At 72.6% G+C, this 15,059-nt stretch carries 13 protein-coding genes; 9 read left to right on the forward strand and 4 right to left on the reverse strand.

Going from position 1 to position 15,059, the window contains the following annotated elements; translation table 11 throughout:
* Positions 1 to 163 precede the first annotated feature (163 nt).
* Positions 164 to 1,582 (forward strand): glycosyltransferase family 2 protein, encoded by a 1,419-nt coding sequence (locus ACYVJ3_RS04245; protein ID WP_460851266.1) that lies wholly within the window; start codon positions 164 to 166, stop codon positions 1,580 to 1,582.
* A complete protein-coding gene (locus tag ACYVJ3_RS04250; RefSeq protein WP_460851267.1) occupies positions 1,579 to 1,797 on the forward strand; it encodes a hypothetical protein in 219 nt (72 codons plus the stop codon). Before ACYVJ3_RS04245 ends, ACYVJ3_RS04250 begins: the two co-directional genes overlap by 4 nt.
* A 4-nt stretch (positions 1,798 to 1,801) precedes the next feature.
* On the opposite strand, the gene lysS is transcribed toward ACYVJ3_RS04250, so the two are convergent.
* A complete protein-coding gene (lysS, locus tag ACYVJ3_RS04255; RefSeq protein WP_460851268.1) occupies positions 1,802 to 3,487 on the reverse strand; it encodes a lysine--tRNA ligase in 1,686 nt (561 codons plus the stop codon).
* Between the two features lie 11 nt (positions 3,488 to 3,498).
* A complete protein-coding gene (locus ACYVJ3_RS04260; RefSeq protein ID WP_460851269.1) occupies positions 3,499 to 4,458 on the reverse strand; it encodes a diacylglycerol/lipid kinase family protein in 960 nt (319 codons plus the stop codon).
* Positions 4,459 to 4,482: 24 nt separating this feature from the next.
* Here ACYVJ3_RS04260 and ACYVJ3_RS04265 point away from each other — a divergent pair, with 24 nt between their 5' ends.
* On the forward strand, positions 4,483 to 5,919 hold the full coding sequence (locus ACYVJ3_RS04265) for a carboxyl transferase domain-containing protein (protein WP_460851270.1): 1,437 nt from the start codon (positions 4,483 to 4,485) through the stop codon (positions 5,917 to 5,919).
* Here the strand turns inward: ACYVJ3_RS04265 and ACYVJ3_RS04270 are convergent.
* Positions 5,916 to 6,884 carry a hypothetical protein gene (locus ACYVJ3_RS04270; RefSeq protein ID WP_460851271.1) on the reverse strand — a complete coding sequence of 323 codons (969 nt, stop codon included), beginning with the start codon at positions 6,882 to 6,884 and terminating at the stop codon, positions 5,916 to 5,918. The two genes, ACYVJ3_RS04265 and ACYVJ3_RS04270, sit on opposite strands and share 4 nt — an antisense overlap.
* 199 nt (positions 6,885 to 7,083) lie before the next feature.
* Here ACYVJ3_RS04270 and ACYVJ3_RS04275 point away from each other — a divergent pair, with 199 nt between their 5' ends.
* A complete protein-coding gene (locus ACYVJ3_RS04275) occupies positions 7,084 to 7,797 on the forward strand; it encodes a GAF and ANTAR domain-containing protein (RefSeq protein ID WP_460851272.1) in 714 nt (237 codons plus the stop codon).
* Between the two features lie 21 nt (positions 7,798 to 7,818).
* Positions 7,819 to 8,424, forward strand: coding sequence for a TMEM175 family protein (locus ACYVJ3_RS04280; RefSeq protein ID WP_460851273.1), 606 nt, complete (start codon positions 7,819 to 7,821; stop codon positions 8,422 to 8,424).
* On the opposite strand, the gene ACYVJ3_RS04285 is transcribed toward ACYVJ3_RS04280, so the two are convergent.
* Positions 8,417 to 9,775: an alpha/beta hydrolase gene (locus tag ACYVJ3_RS04285; protein WP_460851274.1), complete on the reverse strand. Its 1,359-nt coding sequence runs from the start codon at positions 9,773 to 9,775 to the stop codon at positions 8,417 to 8,419. The genes ACYVJ3_RS04280 and ACYVJ3_RS04285 overlap by 8 nt on opposite strands.
* A 145-nt stretch (positions 9,776 to 9,920) precedes the next feature.
* On the opposite strand from ACYVJ3_RS04285, the gene ACYVJ3_RS04290 reads away from it, so the two are divergent.
* The 4 genes from ACYVJ3_RS04290 (at position 9,921) to ACYVJ3_RS04305 (ending at position 15,044) form a co-directional block, all read left to right on the forward strand.
* Positions 9,921 to 11,204 (forward strand): adenylosuccinate synthase, encoded by a 1,284-nt coding sequence (locus ACYVJ3_RS04290; protein ID WP_460851275.1) that lies wholly within the window; start codon positions 9,921 to 9,923, stop codon positions 11,202 to 11,204.
* A gap of 111 nt (positions 11,205 to 11,315) precedes the next feature.
* On the forward strand, positions 11,316 to 13,205 hold the full coding sequence (locus ACYVJ3_RS04295) for a PAS domain S-box protein (RefSeq protein WP_460851276.1): 1,890 nt from the start codon (positions 11,316 to 11,318) through the stop codon (positions 13,203 to 13,205).
* Positions 13,206 to 13,236: 31 nt separating this feature from the next.
* On the forward strand, positions 13,237 to 14,535 hold the full coding sequence (purD, locus tag ACYVJ3_RS04300) for a phosphoribosylamine--glycine ligase (protein ID WP_460851706.1): 1,299 nt from the start codon (positions 13,237 to 13,239) through the stop codon (positions 14,533 to 14,535).
* Positions 14,532 to 15,044 (forward strand): GNAT family N-acetyltransferase, encoded by a 513-nt coding sequence (locus ACYVJ3_RS04305; RefSeq protein WP_460851277.1) that lies wholly within the window; start codon positions 14,532 to 14,534, stop codon positions 15,042 to 15,044. Before purD ends, ACYVJ3_RS04305 begins: the two co-directional genes overlap by 4 nt.
* The last annotated feature ends 15 nt before the right edge of the window (positions 15,045 to 15,059 follow it).

Raw genomic sequence — 15,059 nt, forward strand, 5'->3', positions numbered from 1 at the left:
ATCCACGCCACGGTAGGCCCGGCGGAGGGCGCCGCGGAGGCGATTCGGGACCGTTCGGGACCTACGTCCCGGCTAGTCGGACCGATGGGACGAACCCTGGTCGAACCACTCGCCGAGCCCCCGGGCCCGCCCTACCGTCGAGGCTGTCGGAGGAGGAGTGATCGTGCGCCAGCGCCTGGTGGGTCTGATCGTCGTCGGCACCGCAGCTGCCGGCGCGCTCGCGATCCTGGCCGTGGTGTCGGGTGCCGCGTCGGCGTACGCCCCGCACCCGCGGACGGCCGCCCTGATCGGCCGGCTGCGGACGGCGTACGACCTGCAGGCCCCCGGGCACGGCACCATCGTGCTCGCCGTCACCCTCGCCCTCCTGTTCGCCGTCGGCGTCGGCTTCCTCGAGAAGCGCTCGGCGACGCGTTCGCGGCGCAGCGACGACCGGGTACGCCGGCCGCTGGCGCCGCGGCTGGTCATGGCCGACACCCGGCGGGTGTACGCCGGGCCCGTGACGATCACCGTCCTCATCCCCGCCCACGACGAGGCCCACGGGATCGGCGCCACCTTGCGCTCGCTGAGCCAGCAGGAGCCCGCGCCGGACCGGGTGATCGTGGTGGCCGACAACTGCACCGACGACACCGTCGCCGTGTCGCTCGCGGCCGGCGCGGAGGTGTACGAGACCCGGGGCAACACGCGCAAGAAGGCCGGTGCGCTCAACCAGACGCTCGCCGACCTGCTGCCCGCGCAGGGCGACAACGACCTGGTGATGGTGATGGACGCCGACACCCAGGTGGACCCGGGCTTCCTCGCCGGAGTGGTCCGCCGGATGACCGCCGACCGGGCGCTGATGGCGATCGGTGCGCTGTTCCGCGGCGAGGAGGGACACGGCCTCCTCGGACAGTTCCAGCGCAACGAGTACGCCCGTCACTCACGGGACCTGAACCGCCGCCGCGGCCGCGTCTTCGTGCTCACCGGCACCGCCACGGTCTTCCGGCCGCGGGCGCTGCGCTGCGTGGCGCAGGAACGCGGACGCAGCATCCCCGGGGTCCCGGGCGATGTCTACGACACGCTCGTCCTCACCGAGGACAACGAGATCACCCTCGCGCTGAAGTCGCTCGGCGGCCTGGTGATCTCGCCGGCGGAGTGCACGGTGGTGACGGAGCTGATGCCCACCTGGGGCACGCTGTGGGCCCAGCGGCTGCGCTGGCAGCGCGGTGCGCTGGAGAACCTCGGCGCCTACGGCCTGCACGGGCCGACGTTCCGCTACTGGGCGCAGCAGATCGGCATCGCCTACGGCATCGTCGCGCTGGGCGGCTACCTCGGGATGATGCTGGTCACCGCCTTCGCGGCCGGCTCCTGGGTCTGGTTCCCGTTCTGGATCGCCGCCGGCCTGCTGTTCACCGCCGAGCGGGTCGTCAGCGTGTGGCGCGGCGGGTGGAGGGGCCGGCTCGTGGCGGTCCTGCTGCTGCCCGAGCTCCTCTACGCGGCGTACCTCGACCTCGTCTACCTCAAGGGCGTCGCGGACATCACCGGCGGCCGCACGGCCGCCTGGGGCCGGGAGTCGATGCAGGTCCTGGCTGAGGAGGCGGCATGAGCCCGGTCGTCGTACCCCTGGGGGTGCTGCTGCCCGCGAGCGTCCTGGGCAGCCACTGGTTCGGGGTGCTCGCGGCGTTCGTCGCGCTGAACACCGTCATGTACGTCGCACTCGCCATCGCCAAGGCGCTGCCCAAGGAGGACCCGGTCGCCCTGGTGCCGCGCCGCTACCGACGCGGCGAGACGCGCAGCATCCACCCGGACGGGCCGGCCTGAGGGCTCAGGGGACGAGCAGGGAGCGGACCTTGTCCTCGCCGAGGGCGGCGAACAGGGTCGGCAGGCGCGGACCACGCTCGGCGGAGACGAGCAGCTCGTAGAGCAGCTTGAAGAACGCCTTCTGGCCGGCCTTCACCTCGTCGGTCGGGGAGTCGTCCAGGCGCAGGCCGACGGCCAGCTTGGGTACGCCGTAGATGACCGCGGTCAGCGCCTCCGCGTCGGTGAAGTCGGTCGGCAGGTGCTCGAGCAGCAGCTCCAGCCAGTGCGCCTCCTCCTCGATCAGGTTCGCGAGCCGGTCGGTGTCGGGGGAGTCGCGCACGGTCGTGCGGTCCTCGGGGTCGACGTACGCCGTGACCCAGGTGGCGGCCTTCGTCAGGCGCGGCTCGAGGTCCTCCTCGCGGGCGCCGACGGTGCGGGCGGTGACCTCGCGGTTGCCGGCGGTGACGTCGGCGACGGAGGAGAGCATCCGGAACGGCACCACGGTGGCGGGGGTGGGCAGCGTCCCGGCGGAGGCGGTCGCGGACGCCCGCTCCCAGGCGAGGACCGCGGCGTCGCGCTTGTCGGGGTTGCCGGCCTTCTTGGTCAGCGCGTCCCACTCGTCGTACAGCCGCAGGACCTCCTGGCCGAAGTCGACGTTGAAGGCCTGCTTGGGCTGGCGGCGGACGTAGAGCCAGCGCAGGATCGGCGCCTCGAGGATCCGCAGCGCCTCGGCGGCCGTCGGGACGCCGCCCTTGGAGGACGACATCTTCGGCATGCCGGCGACGCCGACGAACGAGTAGCCGACGAAGGACGGCGCGGAGCCGCCGAAGATCGGGCCGACGAGGTCCTTGCCCACGGTGTACGACGACCCCGGGGTCGCGTGGTCGACACCGCCCGGCTCGAAGTGGACGCCCTCGAAGGTCCAGCGCATCGGCCAGTCGACCTTCCACACCAGCTTGCCCTCGTCCTGCGTCGCCACGTTGGTGACGTGCGACTCGCCGCAGGCGTCACAGGTGTAGGACAGGTCGGTCGTCGCGTCGTCGTACGCCGTGACGGTGACCGTGTCGCGGCCGCAACCGCGGCAGTAGGGCTTGTAGGGGAACCGGGCCAGCAGGTCGGCGCCGGTGACCTCCTCCTCGGCGGTCGACTCGGCGGCCTCGTCGCCCTCAGCGGGCGCGACCTTCTTGGTCCGGTAGCGGCCCATGACCTCGTCGATCTCGGCCCGCTTCTCGATCGCGGTGCGGATCTGGGAGCGGTAGGTGCCGGCGGCGTACATCTCGGTCTGGGAGACCTCGACCATCTCGCAGCCCATCTCGGCCAGCGCGGCGCGCAGCGGCGCCTTGTAGCGCTCGGCCCAGGACGAGAACTCGCCCGTCGGGTCGGGCACCGCCGACAGGGGACGCCCGATGTGCTCGGCCCAGGACGGGTCGACGCCCGCGGGGACCTTGCGGAAGCGGTCGTAGTCGTCCCACGAGTGCAGGTGGCGCACGTTGATCCCGCGACGGCGGATCTCCTCGGCGACGAAGTGCACGGTGAGGAACTCCCGCAGGTTGCCGAGGTGGATGGGGCCCGACGGGCTGATGCCCGAGGCGCAGGTGATCAGCTCCGGGAGCGTGCCCCCGTTGACCTGCTCTGCGTGCCGCAGCGCGAGGTCTGCGGTCCGGCTCACCCAGTCGGTCGGTTCCTGCTGCGTCTTCGATCCTCGGGCCACGGGCGGCAACTCTAGTTGTTGACGCCGTCCGCGCCGGAGTCGCGGGCGCCCGGCACGACCAGGGAGTACGCCGACGGCACGATCTCCCACGAACGCGAGCCGGACGGCGTCTCGTCGATCTCACCGTCGCTGTTGCCGCGGAACGGCGTACCGCTGACCTTCACCTCGCGCCCGCGGAGCGTGCGGATCGTGCGATGGGCCTCGTGGCGACCCAGGGGGAGGCGCAGGGCCAGCGCGAACCGGTCCAGGGCGCCCGGGTGCTCGGCGAGGAGCACGTCGACGAGCCCGTCGCCGGGGTCGGCGTCGGGCAGCAGCGGAGCTCCGCCGCCGACGCTGGCGCCGTTGCCCAGGGCGACCAGGGCGAGCTCCCGGTCGCGGTCGACCACGACCTCTCCGTCGACCTCGACCCTCAGCCGGAGCGCGGGCGGGTCGATCGCGGTGCCCACCGCGCCGATCGGGTAGCCGAGCCGGCCGAGGTTGAGGCGGCCGACCCCGATGGCGCCGAGCCGCTTCTTCCACCGTGCGCCGCGCTCACCCGCGTCGGCACCGGCGCCGAGGTGGACGCTGTTGACGGTGACCTGGCCCTTGTCGTCGACGATCAGGTCGAGCGGGCGCGGGCTGCCGTCGAGCAGTGCCTGCGCGGCCTCGGCCGGCTCGAGCGGGATCGCGAGCGTGCGCGCGAAGTCGTTGCCGGTGCCGAGCGGGATCAGGCCGAGCACCGCACCGTCGAGGCGCCCGCTGGCGTGCAGCGACGCGACGACCGCGTGCATGCTGCCGTCGCCACCGGCCACCACGATCCGCCGCTCGCCGGCGGTGGCGAGCGCATCGTCCAGCTCGTCGGGGGAGCCGGTGCGGGCCACGCTCACGTCGGTCCGCTCGCGGAGCACCTCCAGCGCGGCCGAGAGCGCCTCGTCGTCGGCGGTGCCCGCCTCGGCGTTGGCGACGACGAGCAGCGGCGCGGGGTCACTCATGAGGAGAGCCTAGAGTTGCGGCCCATGGGAACGACCCGCCGCTGGACCGCGCGTGAGCTGATCGACCTGGTGCTCGACGAGGGCAGCTACGAGTCGTGGGACGAGCCGATCGACATCTCGGGCCACTCCACCGACTACCAGAAGGCCCTGCGCTCCGCCGCCGAGAAGGCCGGCACCGACGAGTCGGTGCTCACGGGTCGTGGCACGGTGAGCGGCCGTCCGGTGGCGTTCGTGGTCAACGAGTTCACCTTCCTGGCCGGCTCGATCGGCATCGCCGCGGCCCGGCGGATCGTCGCCGCCGTACGCCGCGCCACCGACGAGGGACTGCCGATCCTGGCCAGCACCAGCTCCGGGGGCACCCGGATGCAGGAGGGCACGCCGGCGTTCCTGCAGATGGCCGAGATCTCGCGCGCGCTCATGGACCACCGCGCGGCCGGCCTGCCCTACCTCGTGCACCTGCGCCACCCGACGACCGGCGGCGTCTATGCGTCCTGGGGCTCCCTCGGTCATGTCACCGTCGCCGAGCCCGGGGCCCTGGTCGGCTTCCTGGGCCCCAAGGTGTTCGAGGCGCTCAACGGTCGCCCGTTCCCCGAGGGTGTGCAGACGGCCGAGAACCTCGCCGCCAAGGGCGTCATCGACGCCGTCGTGCCCGCGGAGGGGCTGCCGGCCCTCGTCGAGCGCGCGCTGGGCGTGCTCATCGACGGGCCGACCGCGCCGGCCCTGACGCGGCGCGACCCGATCGCCCCCGGCACCCAGCGCGAGCACCCGGTCTGGGACGACATCGAGGCGACCCGTGGGGAGCGGGCCGGCGTACGCGAGCTGTTGAGGTACGCCGGCACGAGCACCCTCATCCTGCGGGGGACCGACGAGGGCGAGCGTGACGACTCGGTGCTGATCGCGCTGACCCGGCTCGACGGCCGGCCGTGCGTGCTGGTCGGCCAGGACCGGGCCCGCCAGGACGCCGACCACCAGATGGGTGCCGGAGCCCTGCGGGAGGCTCGTCGCGGCATGAAGCTCGCCGAGGAGCTGGGGCTCCCGCTGGTCACCGTCGTCGACACCGCGGGCGCCGAGCTCAGCCAGCACGCCGAGGAGGGTGCGATCGCCGGCGAGATCGCCCGCTGCATCGGCACGCTGGTCTCGATGCGCGTCCCGACGGTGTCGGTCATCCTCGGCCAGGGCTGTGGCGGTGGCGCGCTGGCGCTGCTGCCCGCACAGACCAAGATCGCCGCCGAACGGGCCTGGCTCTCGCCGCTGCCTCCCGAGGGTGCCAGCGTCATCGTGCACGGCGTCGTCGACCACGCGGCCGAGATGGCCGAGCGGCAGGGGGTCGGTGCGCTCGACCTGCTCGCCGGTGGCGGCCTGGACGTCGTCGTACCCGAGCTCGAGGGTGACACCGCCGAGGACCTCGCGGCTGCGGTCGCGGCCGAGATCGCTGTGCGTCTCGCCTCGGCGAACGGCTAGCGACCGGCGATCGGAGCCGGACGCACGCGGGCGGACACCACGCACGCCACCGGCGTCGGCTCGCGGTGGTCGCGCATCAGGGTGGCACAGGTCAGCGCCGGGTGCCGGTCCAAGGAGGGCGCCAGCTCGGGCGCGGGGCGGATGCCCCGGGTGTGGACGGTGAGCGAGAGCGAGCGCTCCCAGCGCAGGGTGAGCTCGCGGACCGGACCGTCGGCCGTGGTGCCGCCGGACGCGTGGGTCGTCGAGGAGGAGTCGGCCGTCGCCGAGAGCACGACGCCGCCCGACCAGGCGGCCGACAGGACCCGGCGGGCCAGATCGATCTCGACCAGGGCTGCGCCGACGGTCGGCCCCCAGCCGAGGGCTGCCCGGTAGTCCTCGAGCGTCGACGGTCCGACGGTGTCGCGAGCCGCGAGGGTGAGCGGATCGAGCCGGTCCTCGGCCACCACGATGCCGAGGCGGGTGCCTGCCGGCTGGGTGCTCCACCCCGCGCCGGGGCCGTCGTCGGCCGGCGCCTGGAGCAGGCCGCTGACGTCGACCGCTGCCTGGGTCACCGCCGCCACGGGCGGGATCTCCACGATCCGCGCCCAGACCGCCGTACCGCCGGCGGCGGTCGCCCCGCTCATCACCGAGAGCCCGAGGTCGCCGAGCCGGTCCAGGTCGGCACGCAGCCGCTCGGCCCATCGCCCGCCGGGCGCGGCCACGTCGTCCTCGGAGTGCGTGCCGTCGAAGGCCACGACCTCCAGACCCGGCTTCGCCGAGAGCCGACGTACGCCGAGCCAGCCGCCGTCCCGGTCGAGGGCCAGGCCGATGGTCATCGCCCGCACGATGTCCGCGAGGTCGCCCAGGCGCTCCTCGGACAGACCGGAGTCGGCGCCCATGCGCCCGACCAGGCGCAGCGCGCGACCGACGTCAGCAGGCTGCGCGAGGCGCAGCATGGGCTTGACCGAGAAGGGGCTGGGAGTCATTCCACCGTCCTGTGCGACGGCCTGACGTCCGAGCTCCGGTGCGATGCGCCGGGAGCGGACGAGGCCTGCAGGGCGGCCCTGTCTGCTTGAGCCACAACCATTGTGGCACGCGGGTCCAACCGGGATCGCGCCATGCCATACTTCGGCCGGCCGACTCTCGGCGGCCTCGTCTTGTTCCGCCGGACAGGAGGACGCATCGATGTCATCCGCAGCCCCGCTCACCGACGGTGCAGGCGCGTTCCGCGCCCTCGCCGAGGTGCTCTACCGCTCCGACACCTACCCGGAGGTCTACGAGCAGCTCTGCCGCAGCGCCGTCGAGCTCGTGCCGGGCTGCGACCACGCCAGCATCATCACGCTGCGGGGCGGGATGGAGCCCGAGCTCCAGGCCGCGACCGACGACGTCGCAGCCCTCGTCGACCGGCTCGAGGGTGAGACCGGCGAGGGGCCGTGCGTCGAGGCGATCCTGTCCCAGCGGCTCGAGTGGGACCCCGACATCACCCACGACCCGACCTGGCCCATGCTCGCCGAGCGCGTCGTCCGCGAGACGCCGGTGCGCGGCATGATCGGGTGCCGGATCGTCCTCGGCGAGCGCAAGGTCGGCGCCCTCAACCTCTTCTCCGACGAGCCGGACGCGTTCAGCGACGAGTCCGTCGACGCCGCCGCGATCCTCGCGGCCTTCGCCTCGGTCGCCGTCACCGCGGCCGGGCAGAAGGCGGAGGCACGCACGCTCCGCGAAGGCCTTGCCAGCAACCGTGAGATCGGCAAGGCGGTGGGGTTGCTGATGGCCACGCACGCGGTCGACGACGAGCAGGCGTACGCGATGATGCGCGAGGCCTCCAACGCCCTCAACCTCCGGCTCTCCAGCCTGGCGCGCGACATCGTCGCGGAGCACAATTCGCAGGCCTGGTCCTAGCGCTCAACTAGCCTCTGCGCCATGAGCACCAACCGCCTCGAGGCCTTCAGCGACGGCGTCCTCGCGATCGTCATCACGGTGATGGTCCTCGAGCTCAAGCCGCCGCACGCCGACGACCCCAGCTGGCACAGCCTGTGGCACGGCTCGGGACTCGGCCTGCTGACCTACGTGCTCAGCTTCATCTACATCGGCATCTACTGGAGCAACCACCACCACCTGTTCCAGCTGGTGCGCCACGTCGACGGCACGGTGCTGTGGGCCAACCTGCACCTGCTGTTCTGGCTGAGCATCGTGCCCTTCACCAACGGCTGGCTCGACGAGAGCCAGGTCGCCAAGGTCCCGACGATCGTGTACGTCGCCAACCTGCTGGGGGCCGCCGTCGCCTACTACCTGCTCCAGCTCTCGATCTTCCGCACGCCGTCAGGTGGCCGTGCCAGGACCGCGCTCGGGGCCGACGTCAAGGGCAAGCTGTCGCCGGTCCTCTACGTCACCGGCATCCTGCTGGCGCTCTGGGAGCCGTGGGCCGGGCTCGCCCCGGCCGTCGTCGTCGCGATGATGTGGCTCGTGCCCGATCGTCGGGTCGAGCGCTTCCTGGCCGACGAGGAGGGGCAGGACTACCTCAGCTGATCATGACCACGAGCTCGTGCGAGGCCGGCGGCCCCGGCAGCACCAGCGTCAGCCGGCCGCTCGCGCCCGCACGGACAGTCGTGGTGCGCCCGGCGAAGGTCACGCGGTGCACGCTGCTGCCGGCGTACGTCGGAGGGGTGGTGATCGTGGCGGGGGACGAGCCGGTCCACGTGAGTCCCGAGCGCGAGGCGTCGGCGAAGCCGGTGAAGGCCTGCGCGGCGTACCGGTTCACGGCCACCTGCCAGCCCCATTGGCGGTAGCTCTTGTCGATGCTCGTGTAGGTCACCGTGGCCGGCCGGGTGCCGGGGTGGGCGAAGACCCGCATCAGGCGGGGGAGGTACTGCGTCAGGTCGCGGTGCCAGTAGAACCACGTGTGCGTCCCCGGGCCGTAGTCGTCGAGGTAGTAGCGCACCCCGGCGTCCCGCGCGGCCTGGGCGAAGAACAGCGTCGACGCCCGCACGATGCTCTCGATCGAGGACGTGGCGAGGGTGCCGGCGCTGACGTTGTCGTTCGACCCGGCCGGGCCGTCGCCGGTCCACAGCTCGAGGTCGGTCGAGCGCAGGTTCGTGACCAGCGAGGCGGGGTTGTGTCCCTGCCAGTTCGCACGCCGGGACAGCGGGTCGCCGAAGGGGGCGAAGGGCTCCACGCCGTCGTCCTGGCTGGCGATCGTGCCGACCAGGAACGGCCCGATCACCTGGGCGAGCGGAGCGCGCGCGATGTCCGGGGCGCCGGAGAAGGAGCCCGCCGAGCGGAACAGGTCGGGGTGGCGGGCGGCGTACGAGAACGCGCCGAAGCCGCCCTGGGAGAGCCCGGCGATGGCGCGACCGCGTCGTCCCGCGACGGTGCGGAGGTGGGCGTCGACCCACGGCACGAGCTCGTCGATGTGGAAGTCCTCCCAGTTCGCCGCGCCGAGCGGCGTGCGCTGGTCGGCCCAGTCGGTCCACCAGCCGCCGCCGTTGTCGGCGTACCCGCCGTCGGGCATCACCACGATCAGCGGTCGGTCGCCGACGACCTTGCGGATGGCGCCGTGGTCGAGCCACGAGTCCGCGCCGCCGCTGGTGCCGTGCAGGAGGTAGAGGACGGGGTAGCGGCGGCTCGTCGTCGCGTAGCCCACCGGCAGCAGCAGCGAGACGCGGACCGGGCGCGAGAGCGCACTGGTGCTGACGACGAGCTTGACCACACGGGCGTCCACGCGCGTGACCGAGCGGACGGTGAGCCCCTGGCTCGAGGTGTACGCCGACCCGCTGGCATGTGCCGGAGCCGGTAGCGGTGCGACGAGACCGGCGGCCGCAAGGACGACGACCAGCAGGGAGAGGAGACGCGTCCTCGCGCGAACCCGCACAGCGCTCATGGGGGGACTGTAGGCGGTTTTTGGTAGCGTGACGCCGCAATCGCCCCGAGGGGTGAGCGCGCGAACCAACACCGAGTGGTGCGTTGAGCAGCCGGCCCGATCAGGCGGTCCGGAGGGACTCCGTCCCGAACGAAGGAGCGAGCAGATGCCCGCAATCGTGATCGTCGGAGCCCAGTGGGGCGACGAGGGCAAGGGCAAGGCGACCGACCACCTGGGCAGCCAGGTCGACTACGTCGTCAAGTTCAACGGCGGCAACAACGCCGGCCACACCGTGGTGATCGGCAGCGAGAAGTACGCCCTCCACCTGTTGCCCTCCGGCATCCTCACGCCCGGCTGCACCCCCGTCATCGGCAACGGCGTCGTCGTCGACATCGACGTGCTGTTCCAGGAGATCGAGGGCCTCGAGGCCCGTGGCGTCGACACCAGCAAGCTCAAGCTGAGCGCCAACGCCCACGTCATCCCGTCCTACAACCGCGAGCAGGACAAGGTCGCCGAGCGCTTCCTGGGTGCCCGCAAGATCGGCACGACCGGGCGCGGCATCGGTCCGACGTACGCCGACAAGATGAACCGGATCGGCATCCGCGTCCAGGACCTGTTCGACGAGAAGATCCTGACCCAGAAGGTCGAGGGCGCCCTCGAGCTCAAGGGCCAGGTCCTGACCAAGATCTACAACCGCCGCGCCCCCCAGGTGGCCGACGTCGTCGAGGAGCTGCTCGCCCACGCCGAGCGCCTCGCGCCGTACGTCTGCGACACCGGGTTGCTGCTCAGCCAGGCCCTCGACCGCGACGAGGTCGTGCTGTTCGAGGCCGGTCAGGCCACGCTGCTCGACGTCGACCACGGCACCTACCCGTTCGTCACGTCGTCCTCGGCCATCAGCGCCGGGGCCTGCACCGGCTCGGGCATCCCGCCGAACCGGATCGACCAGGTCATCGCGATCGCCAAGGCGTACACGACCCGCGTCGGCGAGGGTCCGTTCCCGACCGAGCTCTTCGACGAGAACGGCGAGTTCCTCCGCAAGGCCGGCTTCGAGTTCGGCACGACCACCGGCCGCCCGCGCCGCTGCGGCTGGATGGACACCGTCATCACCCGCTACGCCGCCCGCGTCAACGGCGTCACCGACTTCGTCCTGACCAAGCTGGACACCCTCACCGGGCTGCCCGAGCTCCCCGTCGCCGTGGCGTACGACGTCGACGGCGTCCGCCACGACGAGATGCCGGTCAACCAGACCGACTTCCACCACGCGAAGCCGATCTTCGAGGTGCTCCCCGGTTGGACCGAGGACATCTCCGGGGCCCGCTCGTTCAGCGACCTCCCGGTCAACGCCCAGCGCTACGTCGAGCGCGTCGAGGAGCTCTCCGGCGCCCGCATCTCCGTGGTCGGGGTCGGTCCGGAGCGCGAGCAGGCGGTCGTCCGGCACGCCCTTCGCTGAGGTCGCGGTGGCCGAACTCGTCGTGACCCGCCGGGTGTGTTCCCGGACAAGTTCCCGAGCTGCAGGTATGCAGAAGGGCAGGGTGGGCACCGGCTCGGGGGAGGAGGCCAGATGACACGCAAGCCGACGGTCGTGATCGTCGACGACGCGGCGGACCTGCGCGCCGTCGTCCGGGCTCGCCTCACCATCTCCGGGCTGTTCGACGTGATCGACGAGGCCGGTGACGGCAACGAGGCCTGGGTGCTGGCCGACGGCCTGCAGCCCGACCTGATGCTGCTGGACACGTCCATGCCCGAGATGGACGGGCTCGAGGCGCTCTCGCTGATCCGTGCCGTCGCACCGGACACCAAGGTCGTCATCTTCACCGGTTTCGGGGAGGCGGGCCTGGCCGACCAGGCGCGGGCCCTGGGAGCCTCGGACTTCGTCGAGAAGTCGCTGCCGATCGGCGAGCTGCCGGGTCGGCTGTGGAAGGTCCTCCACGACGGCACGGTGCCGATGCCCGGCGCCGCGCTGCGTGCCGCCAGCGGCGACGACGAGGATGCCGTGGTCGCGCAGGTGGCGCTCGACGAGCACCTCGAGCGCTACCGCGAGGTCTTCAGCCAGGCCGCGATCGGCATGGCGACGCTCACCCTGAACGGCAGCATCGTCCGGGCCAACGACGCGCTGGCGGACCTCCTCGCCTGCACGCCCGACCAACTGATCGGGCTCGACTACGGCGTGCTGACCGAGGGCGGCGGCGACGACTTCGACGCTGCGCTGCGGACCCTGCACGACGATCACGCCCGGCTCGCGACGGTCGAGCACCGCTCGACGCGGGCCGACGGCACCGACCGGACCCTGCGACTGACCCTGGTGCCGGTGCTCGACTCGCAGGAGCGGCCGCTGTACGTCTTCGCGCAGGTGCAGGACATCACCGCCGACGTCGAGCTGCGCCGCAGCGAGGAGATGTTCCGGCTGCTGGTCTCGGCGGTCAAGGAGTACGCGATCTACATGCTCGACACCGATGGCAGGGTCGCGACCTGGAACGCCGGTGCCCAGCACATCAAGGGCTGGACCAACGAGGAGGTCATCGGCCAGCACTTCCGGATCTTCTACCCGCCGGCGGAGCGCGCCCAGCGTCATCCCGAGCACAACCTCGAGCTCGCGCTCGCCCACGGCTCCCACGCCGAGGACGGCTGGCGCGTACGCCGCGACGGCAGCCGGTTCTGGGCCGGCGTCGTCATCACGGCGGTGTACGACGCTCAGGGCCGTCACATCGGCTTCGCCAAGGTCACCTGCGACAAGAGCCAGCAGCTCAACCACGAAGAGGAGCGCCGGCTCGCGGTCGAGCAGCAGGCCCATCTCCTGGCGGTCACCGCCCACGAGCTGCGTACGCCGACCGCGGTCATCGACGGCTCGATCGCGATGCTCCGCGAGCACGCCGAGGACCAGAGCCCCGAGGAGCGCGACCAGCTCCTGGAGGCGCTCGCCTCGAGCGCCCAGCGGCTGCGCCGGCTCGTCGCCGACCTCGCCACCGCCTCCGACCTGCACGCCGATGCCCTCGACCTGCAGCCCGAGCAGGTGCGGCTCCGGGGCCTGCTGATGTCCGCGGCCGAGCGGCTGCGGGCCGCTCACCGCAGCGCCCGCGTCAACGTCGAGGTCCCCGTCGACATCGACCTGACGGTGGACCCCTCGCGGATCGGTCAGGCCCTCGACAACCTGCTGGAGAACGCGATCAAGCACGGCCGGGCGCCGACCCGCATCGTCGGCGAGCCGACGGCGGACGGCGTACGCATCGTGGTGACCGACGACGGCCCGGGGGTCGAGCCGCGCCTGGTCAAGCGGCTCTTCGAGCGCTTCGCCCACGCCGGCCCGAACGCGGGCACGGGCCTGGGCCTGCACCTGGTCCGGGAGATCGCGCAGAGCCACGGCGGGTCGGCCGACTACCGCTCGCCGAGCGCCGACGAACGCGGTGCGTTCGTCGTCGAGCTGCCGCGGATGCCTCGCCCGCCGGAGGTCTGATCGACGGGCCGTAGGATCGTCGCCCGTGAGCATCTCCGTCCTCGTCATCGGCACCGGCGGCCGTGAGCACGCGCTCGCGCTGGCGCTCTCCCGCGACCCGGAGGTGGGCGCGGTCCACGCTGCCCCGGGCAACCCGGGCATCGGCGCCGTCGCCTCGCTGCACGACGTCGACCCGATGGACGGTGCGGCCGTGGCCGCGCTCGCCACCGCCCTCGAGGTCGACCTCGTCGTCGTCGGCCCCGAGGCCCCGCTCGTCGCGGGTGTCGCCGACGCCGTCCGCGACGCCGGCATCGCCGTGTTCGGACCTGGCCGGGAGGCCGCTCAGCTGGAGGGCTCCAAGGCGTTCTCCAAGGACGTGATGGCCGCCGCCGGCGTACCGACCGCGGGCTCGCGCACCTGCACCACCACCGAGGAGTACGCCGCCGCGCTCGAGGAGTTCGGGGCGCCGTACGTCGTCAAGGACGACGCGCTCGCCGCGGGCAAGGGCGTCGTGGTGACCAACGACCGCGCCGAGGCGCTGGCCCACGCGCAGGCGTGCGGCCGGGTCGTGATCGAGGAGTTCCTCGACGGGCCCGAGGTCTCGCTGTTCGCCGTGTGCGACGGCGCGACGGCGTACCCGCTGCAGCCCGCCCAGGACTTCAAGCGCATTTTCGACGGCGGCCTCGGTGCCAACACCGGCGGCATGGGCTCCTACAGCCCGCTGCCGTGGGCCCCTCCGGACCTGCCGCAGACCGTGATCGACCAGGTCGTCCAGCCCACGCTCGACGAGATGGCCCGTCGTGGCGCGCCGTTCGTCGGCTGCCTGTACGTCGGTCTCGCGCTCACGGTCGACGGTCCGCGGGTCATCGAGTTCAACGTGCGCTTCGGCGACCCGGACATCCAGCCGGTGCTGGCCGTGCTGACCTCGGGCCTCGGCAGCCTCCTGCACGCCGCCGCCACCGGCCGCCTGCACGAGACTCCTGCGCCGACCTTCTCCGACGGCGCCGCGGTGACCGTCGTGCTGGCGTCCGCCGGCTACCCGGAGTCCTCGTCCAAGGGCGACGTCATCACCGGCGTCGGCAACGCCAACGGTGTCAACGACGTCGACGTGATCCACGCCGGCACCGCCATCGTCGACGCCTCGACGCCCGAGGAGCCGAACCACCGCCACCTCGTGACGGCGGGCGGTCGGGTGCTCGCGGTCCGAGCGGTGGGCTACGACGTCGCCGACGCCCGCTCGCGCGCGTACGCCGCCGCCGACCTGATCTCGTTCCCCGGCATGCAGCGCCGCTCGGACATCGCGGCCGAGCCGCTCGGCGTCATGGAAGGCGCGTCGGTCAAGGAGTCATGACCTCCCTCCCCGACGTCGTCCGCACTGCCGGCAGCGAGCTCCCGCTCTGGGACCTCGCGACGGTGACGGCGATCCGCGTGGGGGAGCGGATGCCCAAGTGGCATCCCGACTTCCCGCGCGAGGACGACCGCGGCGCGGCCGGGCTGTGGCGCGAGGGCGACACCTGGGGGCCGCGCTCGATCGTGGTGTCGGGATGGGTGGTCGGGTCGATCGGCTTCTTCGGCCCGCCCGTGCCGGCTCCGGACGGCGCCGACGAGGTCGAGGTCGGCTACGGCCTGGTCCCGACCGGTCGTGGCCGCGGCATCGTGCCCGAGGCGCTGGGCGCGCTGCTCGCACTGGCCGACTCGCTCGGGGTCCGCGTCCGCGCGTCGATCGCGCCCGAGAACCGCTCGAGCATGCGGGTCGCCGCCAAGCTCGGGTTCACCGACATCCGCGGGACGACCGAGTCCGGCGAGCTGGTGCTGGTGCGACCACTAGGGACTATGGGCCAATTGGCCCATAGTCCCTAGCTCCCTGGGATCCTT

Source organism: Nocardioides montaniterrae (assembly GCF_054782655.1).